At 53.9% G+C, this 25,089-nt stretch carries 18 protein-coding genes; 7 read left to right on the top strand and 11 right to left on the bottom strand.

The window, feature by feature from the left end; all coding sequences use genetic code 11:
- Positions 1 to 217: 217 nt before the first annotated feature.
- The 10 genes from ACLD3P_RS20045 to lrp form a co-directional block, all read right to left on the bottom strand.
- Positions 218 to 1,639 (bottom strand): APC family permease, encoded by a 1,422-nt coding sequence (locus tag ACLD3P_RS20045; RefSeq protein WP_131046179.1) that lies wholly within the window; start codon positions 1,637 to 1,639, stop codon positions 218 to 220.
- 217 nt (positions 1,640 to 1,856) lie between these two features.
- Positions 1,857 to 3,005, bottom strand: a complete 1,149-nt coding sequence (locus ACLD3P_RS20050; RefSeq protein WP_000109271.1) for an MFS transporter — start codon at positions 3,003 to 3,005, stop codon at positions 1,857 to 1,859.
- Between the two features lie 349 nt (positions 3,006 to 3,354).
- Complete coding sequence (locus ACLD3P_RS20055) at positions 3,355 to 4,218, bottom strand: dimethyl sulfoxide reductase anchor subunit family protein (RefSeq protein ID WP_000534681.1); 864 nt, start codon at positions 4,216 to 4,218, stop codon at positions 3,355 to 3,357.
- 1 nt (position 4,219) lies between these two features.
- On the bottom strand, positions 4,220 to 4,837 hold the full coding sequence (dmsB, locus tag ACLD3P_RS20060) for a dimethylsulfoxide reductase iron-sulfur subunit DmsB (RefSeq protein ID WP_000213069.1): 618 nt from the start codon (positions 4,835 to 4,837) through the stop codon (positions 4,220 to 4,222).
- 10 nt (positions 4,838 to 4,847) lie between these two features.
- Positions 4,848 to 7,292, bottom strand: coding sequence for a dimethylsulfoxide reductase subunit A (dmsA, locus tag ACLD3P_RS20065; protein WP_131046180.1), 2,445 nt, complete (start codon positions 7,290 to 7,292; stop codon positions 4,848 to 4,850).
- A 236-nt stretch (positions 7,293 to 7,528) separates the two neighbouring features.
- Positions 7,529 to 8,821: a serine--tRNA ligase gene (serS, locus tag ACLD3P_RS20070; protein WP_000886697.1), complete on the bottom strand. Its 1,293-nt coding sequence runs from the start codon at positions 8,819 to 8,821 to the stop codon at positions 7,529 to 7,531.
- A 258-nt stretch (positions 8,822 to 9,079) separates the two neighbouring features.
- Positions 9,080 to 10,423, bottom strand: a complete 1,344-nt coding sequence (gene rarA / locus ACLD3P_RS20075) for a replication-associated recombination protein RarA (RefSeq protein ID WP_000067785.1) — start codon at positions 10,421 to 10,423, stop codon at positions 9,080 to 9,082.
- Between the two features lie 9 nt (positions 10,424 to 10,432).
- Positions 10,433 to 11,044: an outer membrane lipoprotein chaperone LolA gene (gene lolA, locus ACLD3P_RS20080; RefSeq protein ID WP_001519746.1), complete on the bottom strand. Its 612-nt coding sequence runs from the start codon at positions 11,042 to 11,044 to the stop codon at positions 10,433 to 10,435.
- A gap of 142 nt (positions 11,045 to 11,186) precedes the next feature.
- Positions 11,187 to 15,185 (bottom strand): DNA translocase FtsK, encoded by a 3,999-nt coding sequence (ftsK, locus tag ACLD3P_RS20085; protein ID WP_411006561.1) that lies wholly within the window; start codon positions 15,183 to 15,185, stop codon positions 11,187 to 11,189.
- A gap of 134 nt (positions 15,186 to 15,319) precedes the next feature.
- The gene (gene lrp, locus ACLD3P_RS20090) at positions 15,320 to 15,814 is read right to left on the bottom strand and encodes a leucine-responsive transcriptional regulator Lrp (RefSeq protein ID WP_000228469.1); all 495 of its coding nucleotides are present in this window, start codon (positions 15,812 to 15,814) and stop codon (positions 15,320 to 15,322) included.
- Positions 15,815 to 16,360: 546 nt separating this feature from the next.
- On the opposite strand from lrp, the gene trxB reads away from it, so the two are divergent.
- From trxB to infA, 5 genes are all read left to right on the top strand, one after another.
- On the top strand, positions 16,361 to 17,329 hold the full coding sequence (gene trxB, locus ACLD3P_RS20095) for a thioredoxin-disulfide reductase (RefSeq protein WP_000537406.1): 969 nt from the start codon (positions 16,361 to 16,363) through the stop codon (positions 17,327 to 17,329).
- 114 nt (positions 17,330 to 17,443) lie between these two features.
- A complete protein-coding gene (cydD, locus tag ACLD3P_RS20100) occupies positions 17,444 to 19,210 on the top strand; it encodes a heme ABC transporter permease/ATP-binding protein CydD (RefSeq protein WP_001044531.1) in 1,767 nt (588 codons plus the stop codon).
- Complete coding sequence (gene cydC / locus ACLD3P_RS20105) at positions 19,211 to 20,932, top strand: heme ABC transporter ATP-binding protein/permease CydC (RefSeq protein WP_001202257.1); 1,722 nt, start codon at positions 19,211 to 19,213, stop codon at positions 20,930 to 20,932. It abuts the gene before it with no gap.
- 44 nt (positions 20,933 to 20,976) lie between these two features.
- Complete coding sequence (gene aat, locus ACLD3P_RS20110) at positions 20,977 to 21,681, top strand: leucyl/phenylalanyl-tRNA--protein transferase (protein WP_001241644.1); 705 nt, start codon at positions 20,977 to 20,979, stop codon at positions 21,679 to 21,681.
- Positions 21,682 to 21,992: 311 nt separating this feature from the next.
- Positions 21,993 to 22,211, top strand: a complete 219-nt coding sequence (infA, locus tag ACLD3P_RS20115; protein WP_001040187.1) for a translation initiation factor IF-1 — start codon at positions 21,993 to 21,995, stop codon at positions 22,209 to 22,211.
- A gap of 90 nt (positions 22,212 to 22,301) precedes the next feature.
- Here infA and ACLD3P_RS20120 read toward each other — a convergent pair whose 3' ends face one another.
- Positions 22,302 to 23,213 carry a LysR family transcriptional regulator gene (locus ACLD3P_RS20120; RefSeq protein ID WP_000597928.1) on the bottom strand — a complete coding sequence of 304 codons (912 nt, stop codon included), beginning with the start codon at positions 23,211 to 23,213 and terminating at the stop codon, positions 22,302 to 22,304.
- Positions 23,214 to 23,321: 108 nt separating this feature from the next.
- Between ACLD3P_RS20120 and ACLD3P_RS20125 the strand changes: the two genes are divergently transcribed.
- Together ACLD3P_RS20125 and ACLD3P_RS20130 are read left to right on the top strand one after the other, a co-directional pair.
- The gene (locus tag ACLD3P_RS20125) at positions 23,322 to 24,182 is read left to right on the top strand and encodes a pirin family protein (protein ID WP_000809969.1); all 861 of its coding nucleotides are present in this window, start codon (positions 23,322 to 23,324) and stop codon (positions 24,180 to 24,182) included.
- Positions 24,183 to 24,201: 19 nt separating this feature from the next.
- The gene (locus ACLD3P_RS20130) at positions 24,202 to 24,879 is read left to right on the top strand and encodes a hydrolase (RefSeq protein ID WP_131046182.1); all 678 of its coding nucleotides are present in this window, start codon (positions 24,202 to 24,204) and stop codon (positions 24,877 to 24,879) included.
- The last annotated feature ends 210 nt before the right edge of the window (positions 24,880 to 25,089 follow it).

Genomic DNA, 25,089 nt, shown 5'->3' on the forward strand with positions numbered 1-25,089 from the left:
TAACGCTCTTACCGCTAAAATACCCGACTCCGCCGTCAGACAGGCCTGGTTAACAATATTGCGCTTACCAGGTATTACGCTTATCTGCTGCTGGGTTGAAGGTCTGACAACTATTGCTGACCCGGTGCCTGTTAATACCGTTGTCTCGCCTGGAACCCAGGCACCTGTGACCTTAAAAGGCGCTCGCCTGACAGGAGCGCCGTGGAAAAGAGCGTCGTTATGTGTTTCTACGCGCCAGCAGTGGGAAAATTAATCCCAACCCGACCAGGACAAAAGGCGTCACGATGTTCAACGTCAGCTGGAATGTCCACTCCGGTGTGAACGCCTCCATTTTGGGGAAAATACCGGTAAGGCAGGCAAACGCGGTGAAGGCAAAACACCATATTCCCACAGTTAACGCCAACGCCCGGTTGCGAATAAACACATATTCGGGTTTGTACTTTTGCGCCAGTCGAATGACAGCAATAAAGGCGACAAATACCCACAGATAGCGCAGCGGCATAACAACTGAGTTGAGATTAAGCAGCCATTTGTACAGGTTGTTCATATCGCCGATGCCAAGCGTTGGCAACATAATCAAGATAGCGACCAACACCAATGTCAGCAAATAACCGTTAACTGGCGTACCTGAAGCGTTAGTACGACATAAGCGCTGCGGGATATATTTACTGTCTGCATCACCCAGCAATACTTTTAGTGGCGCATCAATAGAAAACACCAGCGCGGCGATTTGCCCCAGAGTATTGGCAATGGCATAAATCACCATTAATGAATTACCCATATGGTAATACTCACCCAATTTCTGGAATGCATAATATTGCCCATTGGTCATTAAATCGTCAGGTATATGCCGGGAATCAAACATCATTCCCATCGCCAACGAACCGAGGATAGCGCAGACCGCAACCATGACGGCTAAAAAGAGCATCCCCTTCGGAAATTCTTTTCCTGGATTCCGCGTCTGGTTAACGTAAGGCGAGATCTTCTCTGCCCCACCAACCGCAAAGACCAACATAGAGATGGTGGTGATATAGGTAAAATCGATATGAGGAATAAATGACTGCCAGGTGATGTTAGTGGTCGCAATTTCAACGTTTGTAATTGCTGGCGCGGTCACTGCCATCACAACATATAAAATTGACATGATAAACATGGCAATCCCGGCCACAGACCCAACAACCTTTAGCGATTTCATCCCCCGGGAAGCAACCCACATAAAGAAAACAAACAATGTCAGCGTCAGCCCCTGCAAGGCAACAACGGTATATTCTTTTATCAACGAGCCGTCGCCTTTTAAAGCCCATCCCAATGCAATGAGTATTGCCTGCGGCTTTTGCGCCAGGTAGGGAATATGCACGACCCAATAAGTCCATGCCGCAAGGTAAGCCAACCCCGGCCCCATCGTATGCTTAATCCAGGTACTGACGCCCCCTTTTCCCTCTTTGAAGGTTGAGCCCAGTTGCCCCACGATTAAGGCATAAGGAATAAAATAGAGCGCAAAAATAAACACCCAGGAGAAGACAACCACTAGCCCCTGGTTAGCATAGTTATTGACAACATTGCCGAATCCCCAAACGGTAATAAACGACATCAGGGCGATGTTGTACCATCGCAACTGTTTTTCCTGCACATTCGGCATAACGCGATCCTTCGTGAACACAATGCTATTACTATAAATGAAGCGGGGAATTATGCGCGGTAAAGACGAAGAGAGAAAATAGAGGAGCGCAAAATTATAACCTTCGGCACATTTTATTTTTCAGTAAAGCAAGAAAATTATGCAGATCAATTATTTTACGTAAAACATAAACAAAGAGTATGCAAGACTCACGTCCTGCATACGATTCAGAGAACAGTCAGATGTGGGCGACAGGATTGGGCGTCTGGCCGGCGTTACGTAACAGCATCAGCAGATAAATAAACGATACGCTGGCGATCATAATAAACAGCAGATTATCTGAATAATTCTGCATTAACATCGCAGCAAAAGACGGCCCCAACAGGCTCCCTACTGTATAACTTAACAACAGTGCCTGGTTCATTGCCACAAGCTGGTGGTGTTCGACTTTTTCACAGGCCCAAGCCATTGCAACAGGATAAAGCGTAAAACCCGCCGCCCCCAGAATAAACAGAGCTGGCGCCATCGCCGCCTGGGTTAACATGGCAATACTGCCGAGTATGACAACGAATACCTGTACGCGTAATACCAGCAAGCGACCAAATTTGTCCGCCAGACGTCCCATTGGCCATTGCCCCAAAATACCGGCGCTCACCAGTACCGCCATCCAGAAACCGATGCTGGCGTTAGCCATCCCCTGATGCTTCAGATATAACGGCATCAGACCATATAATGAACCAAGAACAATGCCGGAAATAATACAACCATTCACGCCAAGACGCGCCTGGCGTAGCTTCAGCATGGCGCTAATAGAAGAGGAATGACGTGCCTGCGTTTGCTGATTTACAATCCGGGTAAAGAGTAGCGGCAGAATTCCCGCCAGAATCATTCCGGTCACCCAGGGAAGGACGTGCAGCAATTCACCAGACACTTTACTGACCAATAATTGTCCAAGGAAGGTCCCCATGTAATAGACCATCATATAGGCAGCAAGCAGGCGCCCGCGATTATGCGAGGTTCCGCTGCACATCAACGCGCTTTCGACAACAACCCAAATCATGGCGCAGCCGATACCGGCAATAAAACGCCAGCTCATCCAGCTCCAGAACCCCACCATCACGCCCAACCCGACACAACCCGCGGCGAAGATCAGCGAGGCAAGATAATAGCTACGGTTAAACCCAATGCGTTTAATTAAATACCCGGTAAATAACGTCCCGACCAGATTGCCGGTAAAATAAGACGAGCTGACCATCCCCACCTGCCAGGTCGGAAGGTTTGCCTGAGCAAGCCACAGCGGCACAAGCGTATTCAGTACCGCAATGGCCAGAGTCAACAAAAGTAGCCCGCACAGCAAAAGCATGACGGGACGGGTATAGGTGGACATGAATAAAAACCGTGAGGAAGTTCAAATTTCATGCGCATCATGCCATCGCCAAAAACATTGTCAATCGGCTCCGCATGGGCGATCCGCAAGTTTTGAGACTATCGATTTGATTTACTTATTCTGCACGTGAATATATTAAAAGACTAAAAATTCATCCCCTTGTTTTTATTGATCTAACCCGCAAAATCGGCGTTTTGTTCAGTCGAAAAATTTCATGGTTCCTTTAGCTTCGTTTTCTTCTCTATGGATTTATATGCGCCTTCTCCGCCCCGGTTATATTCCTTAGATTGATGGCGGCTAAAGGCGAATTCGGCCTGCACGTTCTGCAGGCCGAATGCACGTCAACGCGTTAGCTGGCTACCGCCATGCCCACGGTCATATGCAGCCCATAGAATACGCCGCGGCCAATCAATTCCCCCGCCAGCATCAGAATGAAGGCGACAGAGAGCAACGGTACCGCAGGTTGATACCCTTTTAACTGTGGCACAATCCAGCAGCACAACGCCGCCGCAAGCAGCACCATACGCCAGGCCATCAGCGAGCCATAATCCGGCACCAGAGCAGACGCCTGCTGAATGGAACTGTGAATCGTCGCCAGTTCCGCGCCCTGCATGGCCACCATAATGGCAATAACCACCAGCGCCAGCACCGACACCGCAGGCAACAAACGCATCGCCCAACCGTTCACGCCTGCGATGCGCAGCAGCAGATAACCCAGTAGCGGCCCCCCCATAAAGAGCGTCAGGAAGAAGCCCAGCGGCGTCCAGACGCTATACCAGGTCGGTACTGTATCGATGCTGTTATAGACGCGTACCATCATCCAGACGAAGACGACGCCCAGTACCATCGTGATAATCAGCCAGAGTGTGCGCAGTGCCGGCGGCAGCTTTTTCAGTACCGCCAGCAGCCAGCCAATCCCGCCGACCGCAAAAAACACCGAGCCGCTGGCAATTTCATTGCTCAGTGCGGAAGCACCTACGCGGTTAAGCGAGTTAAACGCGCGCATCGGCGAACCCAGATGCAGCATCGAGGCGATAAAGCCAATCCCCATCAGCACCCACAGACCAAACATACAGGCGATCACCCGCTGCTGCGTTTCCGCGCGCAGGTCGCCCTTCATCAGCGCCAGAGCCAGAACAATAAAACCACCGGCCACGCACTGACCAAAGACCGTGAAGATCATCAACGGCCATTCATGCCATCCACTTCCCATCTTATACCTCCTTCGGATTGGCCAGATAACCGGTAGTGTCCCCGGTCGGGCGGCTGTTGGCGTTGGGTTTAATCACAATATTCGGCTTCGTGAAATGCGCGCGCGGCAGCGGCGCGACGGCAGCCAGCTCACCGTGTTTTTTGCGCAGTTCGTCGATAGGACCAAAGTCCAGCGCCCGCAGCGGACAGGATTCGACGCAGATCGGTTTCTTGCCTTCCGCCACCCGGTCATAACAGCCGTCGCACTTGGTCATATGACCTTTGGCCGCGTTGTACTGCGGCGCGCCGTACGGGCAGGCCATGTGGCAGTAGCGGCAGCCGATACAGACCTCTTCGTTCACCACCACAAAACCGTCATCGCGCTTGTGCATCGCACCGCTCGGGCAGACTTTGGTACAGGCCGGGTCTTCGCAGTGGTTACACGAAATGGAGAGGTAATAGGCAAAGACGTTCTGGTGCCAGACGCCGTTATCTTCCTGCCAGTCGCCGCCCGCATACTCATAAATGCGGCGGAAGCTGACATCCGGGGTCAAATCTTTGTAGTCCTTGCAGGCCAGTTCGCAGGTTTTGCAACCGGTGCAACGGCTGGAATCAATAAAAAATCCATACTGGGTTGTCATCGGTTACTCCTTACGCCTTTTCAACCTGAACGAGGTTCGTATGTGACGGGTTCCCCTTCGCCAGCGGAGAAGGACGTTGGGTCGTCAGTACGTTAATACATCCGCCCTGATCCACGCGTTTTGCATCCGGGTCATACCATGCGCCTTCTCCCAGGGCGACCACGCCCGGCATCATGCGCGGCGTCACTTTAGCCTCGATATGTACTTCGCCGCGATCGTTGAAGATGCGGACTTTATCGCCATTGTTGATACCGCGTTTCTGCGCATCCATTGGGTTAATCCACATTTCCTGGCGACAGGCGGCTTTCAGTACGTCTACGTTGCCATAAGTGGAATGCACACGCGCTTTATAGTGGAAACCCGTCAACTGCAGCGGGAATTTATCCGTTAGCGGATCGTTATAGTTTTCAAAACCTGGCGTGTAGATCGGTAATGGATCGATCACGTCGCCTTCCGGCAGCTCCCAGGTGGCGGCGATATCCGCCAACGCCTGTGAATAGATTTCAATCTTGCCCGATGGCGTTGTAAGTGGATTCGCTTGCGGATCTTCGCGGAAGTCTTTATAGGCGACATGGTGGCCTTCGGGGTCACGCTGTTTGAAGATGCCTTGCTTACGGAACTCCTCAAAGGTGGGCAGATTCGGAATGGATTTACGCGACTGTTCGTACAGATGACGCATCCACTCTTCTTGCGTCCGTCCTTCGGTAAACTGTTGTTCCACGCCAAGACGTTTCGCCAGTTCGCTGGTCATCTCATAAATCGTCTTACACTCGAAGCGCGGTTTAATCGCCTGGTCAGTGAAGATAACGTAAGACATGTTCCCGCAGGAGGCATCCAGCGCAAAGTCCATCTGCTCAGAAGCAGTGCAATCAGGCAACAGAATATCGGCGTATTTTGCCGACGAGGTCATATGACAGTCGATAACGACGATCATTTCGCATTTCTTGTCATCCTGCAGGATTTCGTGGGTGCGGTTAATCTCAGAGTGCTGGTTAATCAAACAGTTGCCAGCATAGTTCCAGATCATTTTGATCGGCACGTCCAGCTTATCTTTCCCCCGCACGCCATCACGCAGCGCCGTCATTTCCGGGCCGCGTTCAATGGCATCGGTCCACATAAACATGGAGATGCTGGTTTCAACCGGGTTTTCTAACGTGGGCATACGTTCAAATGGCAGGGCATAAGACCCTTCGCGCGCGCCGCTGTTACCGCCGTTAATCCCAACATTACCCGTCAGGATCGCCAGCATCGAGATGGCGCGCGTGGCGATTTCTCCATTAGCATGACGCTGTGGCCCCCACCCCTGGCAAATATAGGCGGGTTTAGCGCTGCCGATTTCTCGCGCCAGCTTAATAATGCGATCCGCCGGGATACCGGTAATTTGCGCCGCCCACTCCGGCGTCTTCGCGATACCGTCTTTACCCTGGCCAAGAATATAGGCTTTGTAGTGACCGTTTTTCGGCGCGCTGGCAGGCAAGGTTTTTTCGTCATAACCGACGCAATATTTATCCAGGAACGGCTGATCGACCATGTTCTCGGTGATTAAGACATATGCCAGACCATTGACCAGCGCCGCATCGGTACCTGGACGAATCGGAATCCACTCATCTTCACGACCAGCGCCAGTGTCGGTGTAACGAGGGTCGATAATGATCATCCGCGCGTTTGATTTCTGCCGCGCCTGTTCAAGATAATAGGTTACACCGCCCCCGCTCATGCGGGTTTCGCCAGGGTTATTACCAAACAATACCACCAGCTTACTGTTTTCAATGTCGGATGGACTATTGCCATCCGCCCAGCCGCCATAGGTGTAGTTAAGACCCGCTGCGATTTGCGCGGAAGAGTAATCACCGTAGTGGTTCAGATAACCGCCGCAGCAGTTCATCAGACGGGCGACCAGCGTTTTTCCCGGCGGCCATGAACGTGTCAAAGTGCCGCCCAGCGTTCCCGTGCCATAGTTCAGATAAATGGACTCGTTGCCATACTCTTTGATAAGACGCTGCATATTGGTAGCAATGATATCGTAGGCTTCGTCCCAGCTAATACGCTCAAATTTACCTTCGCCGCGCGCGCCGACGCGCTTCATCGGATACTTGAGCCGATCCGGGTTATAGACGCGACGACGCATAGAACGACCGCGCAGGCAGGCGCGAACCTGGTGCAGGCCATTGTAATCATCGTTTCCGGTATTATCCGTTTCTACATATTTGATTTCGCCATCCACAACATGCATACGTAGCGGACAACGGCTGCCACAGTTTACCGTACAGGCGCTCCAGACGACTTTCTCGCCGGTTTTCGCCGGGCTTATCGCCTCTGCGGCGTTAGCGATGCGGGTAAATGGCAGGGTAAATGCGCTACTGGCCATCGCCAGGCCGCCTATCGCGGTGGTTTTGACTAAACCACGACGGCTCACCTCGGCTGCCAGCACGGCATCAGGGATCTTAGTTTTCATAAGGGCTCACTCTGCTGCTCACAATAAAAAAACAATAAAACGATGTATAGAATTTTATATAGCGATAACATCGCTATAAAGTCTGATATATATCGAAAAAGTAGAAAAATAGTGTTAAAAACTGACCTTCATTCGAAATCAGTATTACCCCTAATAGGGTAGGGATTATTGTCCGGTATCAAACTGGCATAAAAAAAGCGCCCGAAGGCGCTTTTTAGAAGAGGAGAAAGCGAGGATTAGCCGATATATTCCAGTCCGTTCATGTACGGACGTAATACTTCCGGCACTTCAATGCGGCCATCAGCCTGCTGATAGTTTTCCATCACGGCCACCAGGGTACGACCTACCGCCAGACCAGAACCATTCAGGGTATGGACCAGACGGGTCTTTTTGTCGGACTTGCTGCGGCAGCGTGCCTGCATACGACGCGCCTGGAAGTCCCAGACGTTAGAGCAGGAAGAGATCTCGCGGTAGGTATTCTGCGCCGGAACCCAGACTTCGAGGTCATAGGTTTTGCAGGCGCCGAAGCCCATATCGCCAGTGCACAGAATGATTTTACGGTACGGCAGTCCCAGTAGCTGGAGCACTTTTTCCGCGTGGCCGGTCATCTCTTCCAACGCAGCCATAGAATCTTCCGGGCGAACGATCTGCACCATCTCAACTTTGTCAAACTGATGCATACGAATCAGGCCACGGGTATCACGACCATAAGAACCTGCTTCAGAACGGAAACAAGGCGTATGCGCCGTCATTTTAATCGGCAGCTGATCTTCGTCGATGATTTCATCGCGTACCAGATTGGTCAGCGGAACCTCCGCCGTCGGGATCAAAGCATAGTTGCTGCTGTCTGCTTCTTCTTCCAGCGGACGGGTATGGAACAAGTCGCCTGCGAATTTCGGCAGTTGACCGGTGCCATACAGCGTGTCGTGGTTAACCAGATACGGCACGTAGTTTTCGCTATAGCCGTGCTGTTCCGTATGCAGATCCAACATGAACTGCGACAATGCGCGATGCATACGCGCAATCTGTCCTTTCATCACCACAAAACGGGAGCCGGTCAGCTTAACCGCAGCGGCAAAGTCGAGGCCGGAGTGCATTTCCCCTAAGGTGACGTGATCGCGGATTTCAAAATCAAACTCACGCGGGGTACCCCAGCGGCTGACTTCAACGTTGTCGTTTTCATCTTTACCTACCGGCACTTCATCCGCAGGCAGGTTTGGGATGGTCAGCGCGATATCGCGGATCTCCGCCAGCAAGGTATCCAGCTCGGCTTTCGCCGCATCCAGCTCTTCGCCCAGTTTATTCACTTCCAGGCGTAAAGGCTCGATATCTTCCCCGCGCGCTTTCGCCTGGCCGATGGATTTCGATCGAGAATTACGCTCCGCCTGCAGGTTTTCCGTGTTGACCTGCAAAACTTTACGACGCTCTTCAAGAGCGCGCAGCTTATCTACATCCAGCTTAAAGCCCCGGCGTGCCAGTTTTTCAGCGACTGCGTCTGGCTCATTACGCAGCAGATTGGGATCGAGCATGCTTATCCTGTGCTTATCGAATAATAAAAGGAAACGCGATCAATTGGTGATCGCCTCTGATTGTATTGATGAACGTAAACCGCGTTTACGTAATAGCGACGTTTTCGCCTTACCTGACCGACGACAGCAACAACGCATCCATTGCGCTATACCCGCGGACCTCATAAGCAACGTGCTATCAGGCATAACGAGATTCATCATCAACGCCATGATACCTGGAGCATCATATTTAGAGATAACCTTACCGCAACGTTTACACTAGCGGTAGCGTTTTGTGGGGCTATTTTGATCCTGTTCAGCCAGCCAGGCGAGCTTTTCGCCAATCTTGCCTTCCAGACCACGATTTGTCGGATGATAATAGCGCGTTTGCGCGATTTCCGGCGGGAAGTACACTTCACCCGCAGCATAGGCATTGGGCTCATCGTGGGCATAGCGGTACTCCTGGCCATAGCCCATCTCTTTCATCAGTTTGGTTGGCGCATTACGCAGATGGACAGGAACGTCATAATCAGGACGTTCGCGCGCGTCGGCCAGCGCAGCCTTAAAGGCGGTATAGACGGCGTTGCTCTTCGGCGCGCAGGCGAGATAAACGATAGCCTGCGCGATCGCCCTTTCGCCTTCAGCCGGGCCAACGCGGGTGAAACAATCCCATGCGGCAATGGCGACCTGCATCGCGCGCGGATCGGCATTACCCACATCTTCCGAGGCAATCGCCAGGCAGCGACGCGCCACGTACAGCGGATCGCCTCCCGCGGTAATGATACGGGCATACCAATAGAGGGCGGCATCCGGCGCGCTGCCGCGCACTGATTTATGTAAGGCGGAAATAAGATCGTAGAAGCGATCGCCTTTGTTATCAAAACGCGCGCTGCGCTCGCCGGCGATCTCGGTCAACAAGGCGGGCAATAAAACGCGTTTGCCGCTGTCATCCGCCTCCGCCATATCAGCCATCATTTCCAGCGTATTTAAGGCGCGCCGCGCGTCGCCATTGACCAGCTCAGCAATCGCTCGCCGTGTCTCATCCGGTAACACGATATCCTGATCGCCGTAACCACGCGTTTTGTCCTGCATCGCCTGGTCCAGTACTTGCTCAATATCGTCAGTGGTCAACGATTTCAGCAGATAGACCCGCGCTCGCGACAAGAGCGCCGAGTTCAGCTCAAAAGAGGGATTTTCCGTGGTCGCGCCGATAAAGGTGATAGTGCCATCTTCGATATGCGGTAAAAAGGCGTCCTGCTGGCTTTTGTTAAAGCGATGCACTTCATCGACAAACAGGATGGTACGGCGACCGGCATTACGATTCTGGCGGGCGCGCTCGATAGCTTCGCGAATCTCTTTTACCCCAGAAGTGACGGCGGAAATACGCTCGACATCGGCGCTGGCGTAGCGGGCGATCACTTCAGCGAGCGTGGTTTTCCCCGTCCCTGGCGGCCCCCATAAAATCATGGAGTGCAGATGCCCGGCCTCAATAGCGCGAGGCAACGGCTTACCTGCGGCCAGCAAATGCTGCTGGCCGATATACTGCGCTAAATTTTCCGGCCGCATTCGCGCGGCCAGCGGTTGAAACGTATTATCAGAAAAATCGAGCGACAGATTGCTCACTCATCGCCTCTACTTACGTTGGTCGTCTATCGTTACCCCTTGCGGCGGAGTAAACGTAAATTTTGACGGATCAACAGCGCCGTTTTGCTGGGATTTTAGCTGATAGGCGCTACGCTGATCGTCTTGTTCTACGGCGCTAAACTGGTGGATAGTCCCGTCGCGTCCCACATTGATGGTGAACTGTTTCAGATTGCCGTTGCTGGCTTTCGGCGTCAGCACAAAATTATCGCCATCCTGCTTAATATTATACTGCTGCCAGTCGCTGGCCTGGTTGCGGGCAATCAGCATAAACGGTGTATTTCCGGTGGCATCTTTCAACCACGTGGCAGTAGCCTGTTCTACAAACGGGTTATAGAACCATAACGTTTTGCCGTCAGAAACCAGAATACTCTCGTCAGGTTGCGTCATATGCCAGTTGAATAGATTTGGCCGCTTAACCCATAAATCACCCTGTCCCTCCTGCACCGCGGCACCGCTGCCATCGGTGACTTTTTGAGTAAAGGTGGCATGAAAGCTGCTCACTTTATCCAGACGGCTTTTCAGAGAGCTGGCGGCGTCAGCCCATACGCTGCTGGCTACAACGCTTGAAAGTAATGCACAGGCGATTGCCATTTTTTTCATCATTATTCCTCAGGTTTCGACACTCCCGACCAGGAGCTCCTTTTGCTTTCTATTCCAGGCCAAAAATCAGCATGAGGAAAGAAGAAAATACTGAATTTTGTTGCCGGATGGCAGCCTGCACAGCGCCATCCGGCTTACAGGTTTACTCAAAAGGCGGCGGAGCCAGCACTTCACGATTACCGTTATGGCCCTGAGCGCTGACAATACCCTGCGCTTCCATCTGTTCGATAATACGCGCCGCACGGTTATAGCCGATGCGGAACTGACGCTGAACGCCGGAAATGGACGCTTTACGCTTCTGGGTGACGAAATTAACGGCCTGATCGAATAGCGCATCTAATTCTTCGCCGCCGTCAAAACCGCCACCACCACCTTCGCTTTCGCTGTCGGAGGTAATGCCATCCACATATTGCGGACGACCGCGCGCTTTCCAGTCCTGAACCACCGCATGGACTTCCTGGTCACGCACAAACGCCCCATGGACACGTACCGGCATGGTGGAGTTTGGTCCGGAATAGAGCATGTCCCCCATTCCCAATAACGACTCAGCGCCACCCTGATCAAGAATGGTGCGGGAGTCGATCTTGCTGGATACGGTAAAAGCGATACGGGTTGGAATGTTGGCTTTAATTAAACCAGTAATCACATCGACCGACGGACGCTGCGTCGCCAGTACCAGGTGAATCCCCGCGGCGCGCGCTTTCTGCGCCAGACGCGCGATCAGCTCTTCAACTTTTTTACCGACGGTCATCATCAGGTCGGCAAATTCATCAACCAGTACCACGATATACGGCAGTTTTTCCAGAACCGGATGCTGAACATCCATACTGTCGCCCGGCTTCCAGTACGGGTCCGGAATCGGACGTCCCATGCGGGCCGCTTCGGCGATTTTCTCGTTATACCCAGCCAGATTACGCACGCCGAGCGCGGACATCAGCTTATAGCGACGCTCCATCTCATTGACGCTCCAGCGTAACGCGTTAGCCGCGTCTTTCATGTCGGTAACAACTTCCGTCAGCAGATGCGGTATACCTTCATAGACCGAGAGTTCTAACATTTTCGGGTCGATCATGATAAAGCGAACGTCTTCCGGCTGCGCTTTATACAGCATACTGAGGATCATGGCGTTAACCCCGACCGACTTACCGGAACCGGTCGTACCGGCCACCAGCAGGTGAGGCATTTTCGCCAGATCCGCCACTACCGGATCGCCCGCGATATCCTTACCTAACACCACGGTAAGCGGCGACGGATTCTCGCGGAATTTGGCGTTATCCAACACTTCGCGCAGATAAACGGTTTGCCGTTTCTTGTTCGGCAATTCCAACCCTACGTAAGGTTTGCCTGGAATGACTTCTACAACGCGTACGGCTACCGTTGACAATGAGCGCGCCAGATCCCGGGAAAGGTTGGAGATACGCGCCGCTTTAACGCCCGGAGCCAGATTCAGTTCAAAGCGAGTAATGACCGGGCCTGGCGAATAGTTCACCACATCAGCTTTAATGCGGAAATCCGCCAGACGCGCTTCAACCAGACGCGCCATTTGTTCCAGCGCAAAGGTATCTACCGGTTCAACTTCGCTCGGCGGCGGCGTCAGAAGATCTAACGAAGGCAGCGGCGTCGTCGGACGCTGTAATGGACGACTGTCGCCGTTACGCATCAACAGCGGGTGGATCAGGCTGTCTTGCGGCGCTGTCGGTTGCTGCGGCTGCTGATACTGTGGCTGCGGCGCTACCGGCTGTTGCGGCTGCTGATACTGCGGCTGCGGCGCTACCGGCTGTTGCGGCTGCTGATACTGCGGCTGTGGCGCTACCGGCTGTTGCGGCTGCTGATACTGCGGCTGAGGCGCTACCGGCTGTTGCGGCTGCTGATACTGTGGCTGCGGCGCTACCGACTGTTGCGGCTGCTGATACTGCGGTTGTGGCGCTACCGGCTGCTGAACAGGCGTTGATTCGGGCATGACACTCGGCGTGAACAGCGGTTCGTGCGGGCCTTCATCAACCAATACTTTCATTGGCGAGAAATCCAGATCGTCCAGTGAGAACGGCTGCGCGCCAGCGGGTTGCTCGCCGGAATAGCGCTGCTGTTGCGAAGCGGCAAACTGGCGGGCTAATTCAGCTTCCGCAGCGGTATCGTCATCTTCTGCCTGTTGAGTATCATGCTGATACGTCTCACCATAACGATGCTGCTGCGACTGCGCAAACTGACGGGCTAATTCGTCCTGATGCATTGCATCTATTTCTTCATCGGTTAGCTGCGCGCCCGTCTCGTACTGATTGCGCTCCGCCTCGCGGGCTTTTTCTTCTGCAATCCTCTGTGACGGCAGCTTAATACCGTACGATGCCAGTTCCCGTCGGGTCGGCACGCGAACGCGGTTCGGACGCGGCAGTTGCGGACCAATCCCCTCTTTCACCTGCGGACGCGGCGCGCCGCCGGTAGCCAGACTAAATGCAGGCGCAGCGGCCGCGGCGCCTGCTGCCAGGGCGCCACTCTTAATACCTGCGTCAAGCGACGCGGCGGCGGCTACCGCTTCCACTGGCGGTATGGACGGCGCGACAGATACCGTAGGTTTGACCGGCACGTTCTCTTTTACCGGCTCCGGAATCGGTTGATACCATGCCGCCAGTTGTTCGCGCTCACGGGCGCGTTTCTCTTCCACCTCTTCAAAATAGTAAAGCGGAGGACGGGCGGGTCTGGTCTCTTCTATGACAGGTTCAGGCTCGGTGGCAACCGGCTGTTCGATAACCGGCGGCGGCATGTGGGAAGGTTCAGCCGCTATCGGCTCCGGCTGATAAACCGGCGTCGGCTGATGGGTCGGCTCCGGCTGCCAGTGTTGTTCGGCATCCGGCGCCTGCCATTGCGGCTGTGTTTCCTGCGGCGCAAGAGAGTCATACTCTGCTGCGGTCGCTGGCGTCGCGGCGTATTGCGGCGCGGAAGCGACAGGCACAGGTTGCTGCCACGGCGCACTTTGCGCCTCCTGCGGTTGAGCATATTGCGGATGCGGCTGATACCCCTCCGGCGCAGGCGCGATAACCGACTCGCCGGTTTGCGGCCCCGGTACGGGCTGCCACTCCACGGTCGGTTGCGCGACAACCGGCTCAGCCCCCGGCATGGGCGGCGTTTGCATTATGGGATCGGCGGACGCTGCCCACGTCTGGGTGACGGCAGTTGCGGCCGCAGCAGCGGCAACCGGTTCGGTGACAGAATGGCCGTTTAACAGCGGATCATATTCATCATATTCCGGCTGCGTCGCACGGTTGCCCGAAAACAGAACGTCGTCGGGATCGGCAGCGACGCCGCGCGCGCTATACTGAATGTCCTCGTCATCATCCATCCGTTTGCCGGAAAAGAGCGCGGCATCGGTCTGACGGCCCCGTGGATTGCTGAATTTTTCAGCCAGTCGCTTACGACGCGCCAACGCGCCGCGCAAAATACGCGCCCGGCGAGATTCACGCTGCAGGCCGTCGGTTTCTTCATCGTATTCGTCATCATACTCTTCATCGTCAACCCACGTATCATCACGCCGGGTACGGTTGCTGGCGAAGGTCAGTATATTAAGCAACCAGCCGCCTAATTTTTCGGCGATACTTACCCAGGACCAACCGGTAAAGAGCGTCAGCCCGGCAGCCCAAATACAGAGAAGCATTATCGTTCCGCCGCTACTATGCAACAACGGCTGCAGCGTGGTGCTTAACAGGCTGCCAATTACGCCGCCAGAGGCGAAATACCAGATATCGTCGGCATTAATGGCCGCCAGACCGCAGGAAGTGAGAATCAGCGCCAGCACGCCGATAAGGCGTAGCGACACAGCAAAATAGTCGATGTAATCATCCGTAGACTGATGACGCCACGCAAACCAACACCCGCCGACAATAATGACGGGGATGGTGTAGGCCATTACGCCAAAAATAAAGAACAGTGTATCGGCCAGCCACGCGCCCGGCGCGCCGCCTAAATTATGGATGGGTTCATGCCAGGCGGTTTGCGACCAACTGGGGTCCGAAGGGTTAAAGCTCAACAAGGCCGCCATCAACCAGACGGCAAAAAGGGCAATAAGTATCAACAACGCTTCCAGAAGTCGGCGCCCGCTGCTTAACTTCGTCAATGTGACGTCTTTGTCTTCAGTATATTCCTGGCTCAAAAAAGGCTCTCCAGGTTCCAGGCTTTTCCCGCCCGATGCTAAAACGGACAACAGCACCGGGTTGCCCCGGCACTGTTGCTGTATGGATTAACAGGAGTGTAATCAAACTACGGCGATTTTGCACCTGTTCCGTGTTAGCGTGTCTTAATAACCAGACGATTACTCTGTTTTACCTCTTCCATCACTACGTAAGTTCGGGTGTCGTTCACACCTGGCAAGCGCAGCAACGTCTCTCCCAATAGTTTTCGATACGCTGACATATCCGGTACACGGGTTTTCAACAGGTAGTCGAAATCGCCGGAAACCAAATGACACTCCTGAATCTCTTCAAGCTTTTGCACGGCGGCATTAAACTGTTCAAACACATCCGGCGCGCCGCGATTTAAGGTAATCTCAACGAATACCAGAAGTGACGCATCCAGATAATGCGGGTTCAACAGCGCCGTATAGCCCTGGATAAACCCCTGTCGCTCCAGCCGACGCACACGCTCAAGGCAAGGTGTCGGCGAAAGTCCTACTCGTTTAGAAAGCTCGACGTTGGAAATACGCCCATCCTTTTGCAGTTCATTAAGAATGTTACGATCGATACGGTCGAGATCTTTGCCAGGGCGCTTCTTGCTATCTACCATTATTATTGTCTCTCTGTATTCCTTCCCTACTCCTGCCTGACTCTACTCACATCACTGTTCAGAGTCGCTGCCCATCACAATAGACCGAAACCCAGAGGGATTAACGGCGCGCAATGCCTGGTCTATGGTGAGAAGACCGTTGCCTCGCGGCAGCTATCGACATCACGAATGGCGTCTGTCCACGCCATGCGTAGATTTCACTAGCCCGGTAAACATGGTATTTACATGCATGATTATGCAGCACATACATAACACAGTTTTTTTCTTCCTCGAATGTTTTCGCAAAACAGCAGGTGATTGTCAAAGCAAAACATCGATTTTTAGTACAACATGCCAGTTATTCATTAGAGAGGGCGGTAAACTGTCATTTCGCCACCTTATAAGTTACCGATTTTAATTAAAGTTTGTGATGATAACGTCGCTGTCGCGGTCGTTCATCGGTTCATGCTATTACACATATTGTTAACAAAATCGTTATGCTCTTTTTTTACGTCTGTAAATTCCCTACAATTCTGCTCATTGTCTGCCAACAACTATGGGGATCTCATGGGCACGACCAAACACAGTAAGCTGCTTATTCTGGGCTCAGGACCGGCGGGATATACCGCGGCGGTGTATGCCGCGCGCGCAAATTTACAGCCAGTACTTATTACCGGTATGGAAAAAGGCGGTCAACTGACTACCACGACGGAAGTGGAAAACTGGCCCGGCGATCCAAACGATTTGACCGGCCCGCTGCTGATGGAACGCATGCATGAACATGCGGCAAAATTTGAAACTGAGATAATTTTTGATCACATCAACAAAGTGGATCTGCAAAATCGTCCGTTCCGTCTGACAGGTGACAGCGCAGAGTACACTTGTGATGCGTTGATCATTGCGACCGGCGCTTCCGCGCGCTATCTGGGGCTGCCATCGGAAGAAGCCTTTAAAGGGCGCGGCGTTTCCGCCTGCGCAACCTGCGACGGTTTCTTCTACCGCAATCAGAAAGTGGCGGTGATCGGCGGCGGCAACACCGCGGTTGAAGAAGCGCTTTATCTGTCCAACATCGCTTCGGAAGTGCACCTTATCCATCGCCGTGACGGTTTCCGCGCTGAAAAAATCCTCATTAAGCGCCTGATGGATAAAGTTGAAAATGGCAATATCATTCTGCACACCAACCGGACGCTGGAAGAAGTGACCGGCGATCAGATGGGCGTTACCGGTCTGCGTCTTCGCGACACGCAGCAGAGCGATAATATCGAGACGCTGGATATCGCCGGACTTTTCGTAGCCATCGGTCATAGCCCAAACACGGCGCTCTTCGAAGGCCAGCTTGAGCTGGAAAATGGTTATATCAAAGTTCAGTCCGGCACCCATGGCAACGCCACACAAACCAGCATCCCTGGCGTATTCGCGGCGGGTGACGTCATGGATCATATTTACCGTCAGGCGATCACCTCTGCAGGTACGGGCTGTATGGCGGCGCTGGATGCTGAACGCTATCTCGATGGTCTGGCCGACGCGAGCAAATAGTTTTTACAAATCAGTAACAAAAGTAAAAAAGGCGACTATAAGTCGCCTTTATTTTTGCGTCGTTGTAACATTGCCCCTGCCTGAAATTCTAATAACTCACCTGCTAAGCGTGCAATGAATAAAACCCGTCAAAAAGAGCTGACCCGCTGGTTAAAACAGCAAAGCGTAATCTCCCAACGGTGGTTGAATATTTCCCGCCTGTTGGGGTTCATGAGTGGCGTATTAATTGTCGCTCAGGCCTGGATCATGGCGCGTATCCTGCAACATATGATCATGGAGAACATTCCACGGGAAGCGCTGTTGCTCCCTTTTATCCTGCTGATACTGGTCTTTGTCCTCCGCGCCTGGGTGGTGTGGTTGCGCGAGCGCGTCGGTTTTCATGCCGGACAGCATATTCGCTTTGAGATCCGCCGTCAGGTGTTGGATCGTCTGCAGCAAGCCGGCCCAGCCTGGATTCAGGGCAAGCCCGCCGGTAGCTGGGCGACGCTGGTGTTGGAACAGATTGACGATATGCATGACTATTATGCGCGCTATCTGCCGCAAATGGCGCTTGCCGTTTGCGTACCGCTCTTAATCGTGGCGGCGATTTTCCCGTCAAATTGGGCGGCGGCGCTGATTCTGCTGGGCACTGCCCCGCTCATTCCCCTATTTATGGCAATGGTGGGAATGGGCGCGGCTGACGCCAACCGCCGCAATTTCCTGGCGCTTGCCCGGCTAAGCGGCCATTTTCTTGACCGTCTGCGCGGGATGGAAACGCTGCGAATTTTCGGTCGTGGAGAAGCGGAAACCGAGAACATTCGCGCAGCATCGCAGGATTTTCGTCAACGCACGATGGAAGTACTGCGCCTCGCCTTTTTATCTTCCGGCGTGCTGGAATTTTTCACTTCGCTTTCTATTGCGCTGGTCGCCGTTTATTTTGGCTTCTCTTACCTGGGCGAGCTGAACTTTGGTCATTACGGTACCGGTGTGACGCTCGCCGCCGGGTTCCTCGCTTTGATCCTCGCGCCGGAGTTTTTCCAGCCGTTACGCGACCTCGGCACGTTTTATCATGCTAAGGCGCAGGCGGTTGGCGCGGCGGATAGTCTGAAGACGTTTCTGGAAACGCCCCTCGCCCACCCGGCACGCGGCGAAGTTGAGCTGGCGGAAAACGAGCCTGTAACCATTGACGCAGTCAATCTTATTATCACCTCGCCAGAAGGCAAAACGCTTGCCGGGCCGCTGAATTTCTCATTAGCGGCAGGAGAACGCGCCGTCCTGGTAGGACGCAGCGGTTCCGGTAAAAGCTCTCTGTTGAATGTATTATCCGGTTTTCTCTCCTATCAGGGATCTTTGCGTATTAACGGTGTCGAGCTTCGCGATCTCTCGCCGGAATCCTGGCGCCAGCATCTCTCCTGGGTTGGACAAAACCCGCAATTACCTGCGGCGACGCTACGCGAAAATGTATTACTGGCGCGCCCGGACGCCAGCGAGCAGGAACTTTATGCCGCGCTTGACGCCGCATGGGTAAGCGAGTTTTTACCGCTGCTGCCGCAGGGAGTAGACACCCCGCTCGGCAATCATGCCAGCAGACTTTCCGTCGGCCAGGCACAGCGTGTAGCGGTCGCCCGTGCGCTACTTAATCCCTGTCAACTGCTACTGCTGGATGAACCGGCGGCAAGCCTGGACGCTCACAGCGAGCAACGCGTCATGCAGGCGTTAAAAGCGGCGTCAAAACGCCAGACCACATTAATGGTGACGCATCAGTTGGAAGATCTCGCCGACTGGGACGCTATCTGGGTTATGCAAGATGGCGCGATTGTCGAACAAGGCAGCTATGCCGAACTCAGCGCCGCCAACGGCGCTTTTGCGACGTTATTGGCTCACCGTCAGGAGGATATTTAAATGCGCGCGCTACTCCCTTATCTGACGCTTTATAAACGCCACAAATGGATGCTAACGCTGGGAATTGCGCTGGCAATCCTGACCCTGCTTGCCAGTATCGGGCTGCTGACGCTTTCCGGCTGGTTCCTGTCCGCGTCCGCTATCGCAGGCTTCGCGGGAATTTACAGTTTTAACTATATGCTCCCGGCAGCCGGAGTGCGCGGCGCGGCCATTACCCGTACCGCCGGTCGTTATTTTGAACGTCTGGTAAGTCATGACGCCACGTTCCGCGTGCTGCAACATCTGCGTATTTACACCTTCAGCAAACTTCTACCGCTCTCCCCCGCGGGTCTGGCGCGATATCAGCAAGGTGAACTGCTGAATCGCATCGTTGCCGACGTCGACACGCTGGATCATCTCTATTTGCGCGTCATCTCCCCGCTGGTCGGCGCTTTTGTAGTGATTATGATTGTCACCCTGGGGCTTAGCGTTCTCGACGTGACGCTGGCGATCACGCTGGGCGGCATTATGCTGTTGACGCTGTTTATTATGCCGCCGGTGTTTTATCGCGCCGGCAAAAATACCGGCCAAAATCTGACGCATCTACGAGGTCAGTATCGCCAACAGCTCACGTCATGGTTACAGGGCCAGGCGGAACTCACCATTTTTGGCGCCAGCAAACGCTATCGGGCGCAAATGGAAGCCACCGAATTACAATGGCATGAGGCCCAACGCCGACAGTCTGAACTGACCGCCTTATCACAGGCGTTAATGCTGCTGATTGGCGCGCTGGCGGTGATGTTAATGTTGTGGATGGCCTCCGGCGGCGTTGGCGGCAATACGCAGCCCGGCGCGCTCATCGCGCTGTTTGTCTTCTGCGCGCTGGCGGCTTTCGAGGCGCTTGCGCCCGTTACCGGCGCATTCCAGCATCTGGGGCAGGTTATCGCCTCTGCGCTTCGTATCACTGAATTAACGGAGCAAAAACCGGAGGTGACCTTTCCGCAGGCAGAAACTCCCGCGCCGGAAAAGGTCACACTCACCCTGCGGGACGTTTCGTTTCGTTATCCCGACCAGCCGATTAATGCGCTCAATGCCCTCTCATTACAGGCTAATCCTGGCGAGCATGTCGCTATTCTGGGGCGTACCGGCTGCGGAAAATCAACGCTGTTGCAGCTACTCACCCGCGCCTGGGACCCGCAACAAGGCGAAATTCTGCTCAACGATCTTCCGCTATCCTCGCTGAGCGAATCCGCCTTACGCCGGACTATCAGCGTGGTGCCGCAGCGTGTCCACCTGTTCAGCGCCACGCTGCGTGATAATTTATTACTGGCGGCACCCAATGCCAGCGACGAAGCCCTTTCCGACATGCTGCGTCGCGTCGGCCTCGAAAATCTGCTCGAAGATAGTGGGCTTAATAGCTGGCTCGGCGAAGGCGGTCGTCTGCTATCCGGCGGCGAACTTCGTCGCCTGGCCATCGCCCGCGCGCTGTTGCACGATGCCCCGTTAATGCTGTTGGATGAGCCCACTGAGGGGCTGGATGCGACCACCGAGAGCGAAATGCTGGAATTACTTGCCGATGTGATGCGCGAGAAAACCGTCCTGATGGTGACGCACCGTTTGCGCGGTCTGGCCCGTTTTGATCAAATCATCGTAATGGACGACGGGCGCATCATTGAGCGAGGCACTCATGCAGAATTGTTAGCCGGACAAGGGCGCTATTATCAGTTTAAACAACGTCTGTAAGCTATTATTGAACGATCCGACTTGCGTACTGGAGTTTCGCCGTCATGCGTCTGGTTCAGCTTTCCCGACATTCTATCGCCTTCCCTTCGCCGGAAGGCGCTTTACGCGAGCCTAACGGTTTACTGGCGCTGGGCGGCGATCTCAGCCCTGCCCGGTTGTTAATGGCCTACCAGCACGGGATTTTCCCGTGGTTTTCGCCGGGCGACCCGATTCTGTGGTGGTCGCCCGATCCGCGCGCCGTGCTGTGGCCTGAAAAGTTTCACCTCAGTCGCAGCATGAAGCGCTTTCACAACGCATCCCCTTACCGCGTGACGCTCAATTACGCTTTCGATCGGGTCATTGATGGATGCGCCAATCACCGTGACGAAGGCACCTGGATAACGCGTGGTATTGAGGAAGCCTATCGCCGATTACATGAATTGGGCCACGCGCACTCCATTGAAGTGTGGCGCGATCAGGAACTGGTCGGCGGGATGTATGGCGTCTCGCAGGGGGCGCTGTTTTGCGGCGAATCGATGTTTAGCCGCCAGGAGAATGCCTCTAAAACCGCACTGCTGGTTTTTTGCGCTGAATTTACCCGTCACGGCGGTAAACTTATTGATTGTCAGGTACTTAATAGTCATACCGCCTCGCTCGGTGCCATTGAAATTCCACGTCGTGACTACCTCGATCACCTCGCGGCCTTACGCCAACAGCCGCTGGCCTCCCGTTTTTGGGTGCCGCGGACATTATTTTTGCCCCGGAAGTGAATGTTTTCGGCACATTTTTTATTGGGGTGTTATAATTGCTGCCGCAGAATTGGTTTAGCTCATTATCCCGCAGCCCGTTGTCAGGTAACGCCCATCGTTTATTTCACCGTTCCCTTATATGTTGCGCTTATGTCGATACATCAGGCGGTAGTATCAGGGAAAAGGTGTATAACGCGGCGTTGTCGTGTGTCGCGGAATCATGTGCTAAACCTGGTTTGCTGTGTTTTAAACGCACAAATCTTTACTTATCAAAAGAAGTTCGGCATTATCTTGCCGGTTCAAATTATGGTAGTGATACCCCAGAGGATTAGATGGCCAAAGAAGACAATATTGAAATGCAAGGTACCGTTCTCGAAACGTTACCTAATACCATGTTCCGCGTAGAGTTAGAAAACGGTCACGTGGTTACTGCACACATCTCCGGTAAAATGCGTAAGAACTACATCCGCATCCTGACGGGCGACAAAGTGACCGTTGAGCTGACCCCGTACGACCTGAGCAAAGGCCGCATTGTCTTCCGTAGTCGCTAATTGTCTCCTCACGCCCTGAAGGGCGGCTGGATAAAAGGTCGGTTTAACCGGCCTTTTTTGCGTCCATTAAGTCGATGAATGACGAGCCGGTTACTCTTCCACCATCCGCGCATACTCTTCCGTCAAAAAATCGACCAACGCACGTACGGAAGGTAATAATCCTCGCCGGGATGGGAACACAGCATGAATAACCTCCCGCCGGGGCTCCCACTCTTCCAGCACCGCAACCAGTTCACCGGCGGCCAGTTGTTCTTTCACCATTAAGACAGGTAACTGCACAAGCCCCACGCCCGCCATCGCCGCCTCGCGTAGCGCCAACATGTCGGTGGTAATCATACGCGGGGTAAAATGGACTTCCGCACGTGCGCCCTGCGGGCCATAAAGTTCCCAGCGGTGGATATGCTTGCCGGATGCAAGACTTAGCCCTGGCCAATGGCTCAACTCCGCCGGCGCGGAAGGGATTCCCATCCGTGCGATAAGATCCGGGCTGGCAAACAGGCGATGCCCTCTGTCAGCCAGGACGCGCATCACCAGGTCGCTATCCTCAAACGGGCGCGGCCTGACGCGAATCGCCACATCCACCCCCTCCCCTACGACGTCCACCCGACGATTGGTCGCTTCAAGCTGTAGCGAAACATCAGGATAACGCGCCATAAACTTCGCCAGCATTGGGCCGATGTGTACATGCAGCAACGTCACCGGGCAGGTTAGCTTCACGATACCGCGAGGTTCTACCTGCAATGCGGCAATGGCATCCTGCGCCGCCTGAGCTTCCACCAGCATCGCTTTACAGTGCTCATAGAATGTTTGTCCCACTTCGGTAACGTTAAACTGCCGGGTGGTTCGCTGAATCAATCGCACGCCCAACCGTTCCTCCAGTTGCGCAATACGCCGGCTCAGTTTTGATTTTGGTTCATCAAGCGCACGCCCCGCCGCGGCAAACCCACCCTCTTCGACCACATGCACAAACCACGCAAAATCATTGAGATCCGTTTTTATCATTACATTGTCCTATTAATGGAACGGTATGAGCCATTTTAGCCACTACCGAACCTTTTGTCATGAATATAAGCTTATTCACATCAAGACAACGCCACTGAGGAGAACACCATGAAACAGATTACAGGCGTCTATACCGCACCTCGCCCGCACTGGGTTGGCGATGGATTTCCGGTTCGTTCACTCTTTTCTTATCAGTCACATGCGCAGCAGTTGAGTCCATTCCTGCTGCTGGATTATGCCGGGCCGCACACATTTACGCCGGGTAATGAAAAACGCGGCGTTGGAGAGCATCCACACCGCGGTTTCGAGACCGTGACGATTGTTTATAGTGGCGAAGTCGAGCATCGGGACTCTACCGGTCGCGGCGGCGTTATCGGCCCGGGCGACGTTCAGTGGATGACCGCAGGCGCAGGCATTTTGCATGAAGAGTTCCATTCCGACGCGTTTACCCGTCGGGGCGGCGAACTGGAAATGGTGCAGTTGTGGGTTAACCTTCCAATGAAGGACAAAATGACCACCCCGGGTTATCAAAGCATTACCCACGATGTTATCCCGACCGTTACGTTGCCGGATGACGCCGGAGTCGTGCGGGTCATTGCAGGGCGTTATGAAGAGACAAAAGGCCCGGCGCACACTTTCTCGCCGCTCAATGTCTGGGATATGCGCCTGCAACGCAATCGCCAGCTTACATTGGCACAGCCGGAAGGATGGAGCACCGCGCTGGTGGTACTGAAAGGCAATATCACGGTGAACGGCACGACGCCGGTCAACGAAGCGCAACTGGTGGTGTTGAGCCAGCAAGGGAAAACGCTGCACCTTGAGGCCAGCAGCGACGCCAGCGTATTGCTGTTATCAGGCGAGCCGCTGAATGAACCGATTGTGGGTTACGGCCCATTTGTTATGAACACGAAACAAGAGATCGCAGAAGCAGTCCGCGATTTCAACTCCGGCCGTTTTGGCCAAATCTGAAAACATGAAGGAGAACACGATGTCAAGTCCTGCTAATTTTAATGGTTTGCGCCCGGTAATTGATATTAACGATTCCGTGATGCTTTTAATCGATCATCAAAGCGGTCTTTTCCAGACCGTAGGCGATATGCCAATGCCGGAATTACGCGCTCGCGCCGCGGCGTTGGCGAAGATGGCGACGTTAGCGAAAATGCCGGTCATTACCACGGCATCCGTACCGCAAGGTCCGAACGGCCCGCTGATCCCAGAGATCCACGCTAATGCGCCACATGCGCAGTATATTGCACGCAAAGGTGAAATTAACGCCTGGGATAACGAAGATTTCGTGAACGCGGTAAAAGCGACGGGTCGTAAGACGCTGATCATTGCCGGGACGATTACCAGCGTGTGCATGGCATTCCCGGCCATTAGCGCGGTAGCGGAAGGTTATAAGGTATTTGCCGTGATCGACGCATCCGGCACCTACAGTAAGATGGCGCAGGAGATCACCCTGGCGCGTATCGTACAGGCTGGCGTCGTACCAATGGATACTGCCGCGGTCGCCTCTGAGCTGCAAGGCACCTGGAACCGTGAAGACGCCGCCGCGTGGGCCGACGTTTATACTCAGGTATTCCCGGCCTATCAACTGCTGATCGAAAGCTACAGCAAAGCGCAGGATGTGGTGAAAAACAACGAAATGTTGGATTCACAGCGCTAATTTGCCTCCCCGCGCCAGTTTGGGCGGGGATTATGTCTATTGCATGAGCAAACGACAGTGAATATGTAAATTCTGCTTGACCGTTTTAGCGCAACTCCCTATAGTAGCGCCCCGTTGCCCCCCAAGTGGTCAGGCAGAAATACAATATGGTGAGGTGTCCGAGTGGCTGAAGGAGCACGCCTGGAAAGTGTGTATACGGCAACGTATCGG

The sequence above is a fragment of the Salmonella sp. 741265073_HBA genome (genome assembly GCF_046569105.1).
In the GTDB taxonomy this organism is placed as follows: domain Bacteria; phylum Pseudomonadota; class Gammaproteobacteria; order Enterobacterales; family Enterobacteriaceae; genus Salmonella; species Salmonella enterica.

Bases quoted from the DNA above. Each gene is read 5' to 3' on its own strand.
- ACLD3P_RS20045 (WP_131046179.1), bottom strand. From the start codon at position 1,639: ATGCCGAATGTGCAGGAAAAACAGTTGCGATGGTACAACATCGCCCTG.
- ACLD3P_RS20050 (WP_000109271.1), bottom strand. From the start codon at position 3,005: ATGTCCACCTATACCCGTCCCGTCATGCTTTTGCTGTGCGGGCTACTT.
- ACLD3P_RS20055 (WP_000534681.1), bottom strand. From the start codon at position 4,218: ATGGGAAGTGGATGGCATGAATGGCCGTTGATGATCTTCACGGTCTTT.
- dmsB (WP_000213069.1), bottom strand. From the start codon at position 4,837: ATGACAACCCAGTATGGATTTTTTATTGATTCCAGCCGTTGCACCGGT.
- dmsA (WP_131046180.1), bottom strand. From the start codon at position 7,292: ATGAAAACTAAGATCCCTGATGCCGTGCTGGCAGCCGAGGTGAGCCGT.
- serS (WP_000886697.1), bottom strand. From the start codon at position 8,821: ATGCTCGATCCCAATCTGCTGCGTAATGAGCCAGACGCAGTCGCTGAA.
- lolA (WP_001519746.1), bottom strand. From the start codon at position 11,044: ATGAAAAAAATGGCAATCGCCTGTGCATTACTTTCAAGCGTTGTAGCC.
- lrp (WP_000228469.1), bottom strand. From the start codon at position 15,814: ATGGTAGATAGCAAGAAGCGCCCTGGCAAAGATCTCGACCGTATCGAT.
- trxB (WP_000537406.1), top strand. From the start codon at position 16,361: ATGGGCACGACCAAACACAGTAAGCTGCTTATTCTGGGCTCAGGACCG.
- cydD (WP_001044531.1), top strand. From the start codon at position 17,444: ATGAATAAAACCCGTCAAAAAGAGCTGACCCGCTGGTTAAAACAGCAA.
- cydC (WP_001202257.1), top strand. From the start codon at position 19,211: ATGCGCGCGCTACTCCCTTATCTGACGCTTTATAAACGCCACAAATGG.
- aat (WP_001241644.1), top strand. From the start codon at position 20,977: ATGCGTCTGGTTCAGCTTTCCCGACATTCTATCGCCTTCCCTTCGCCG.
- infA (WP_001040187.1), top strand. From the start codon at position 21,993: ATGGCCAAAGAAGACAATATTGAAATGCAAGGTACCGTTCTCGAAACG.
- ACLD3P_RS20120 (WP_000597928.1), bottom strand. From the start codon at position 23,213: ATGATAAAAACGGATCTCAATGATTTTGCGTGGTTTGTGCATGTGGTC.
- ACLD3P_RS20125 (WP_000809969.1), top strand. From the start codon at position 23,322: ATGAAACAGATTACAGGCGTCTATACCGCACCTCGCCCGCACTGGGTT.
- ACLD3P_RS20130 (WP_131046182.1), top strand. From the start codon at position 24,202: ATGTCAAGTCCTGCTAATTTTAATGGTTTGCGCCCGGTAATTGATATT.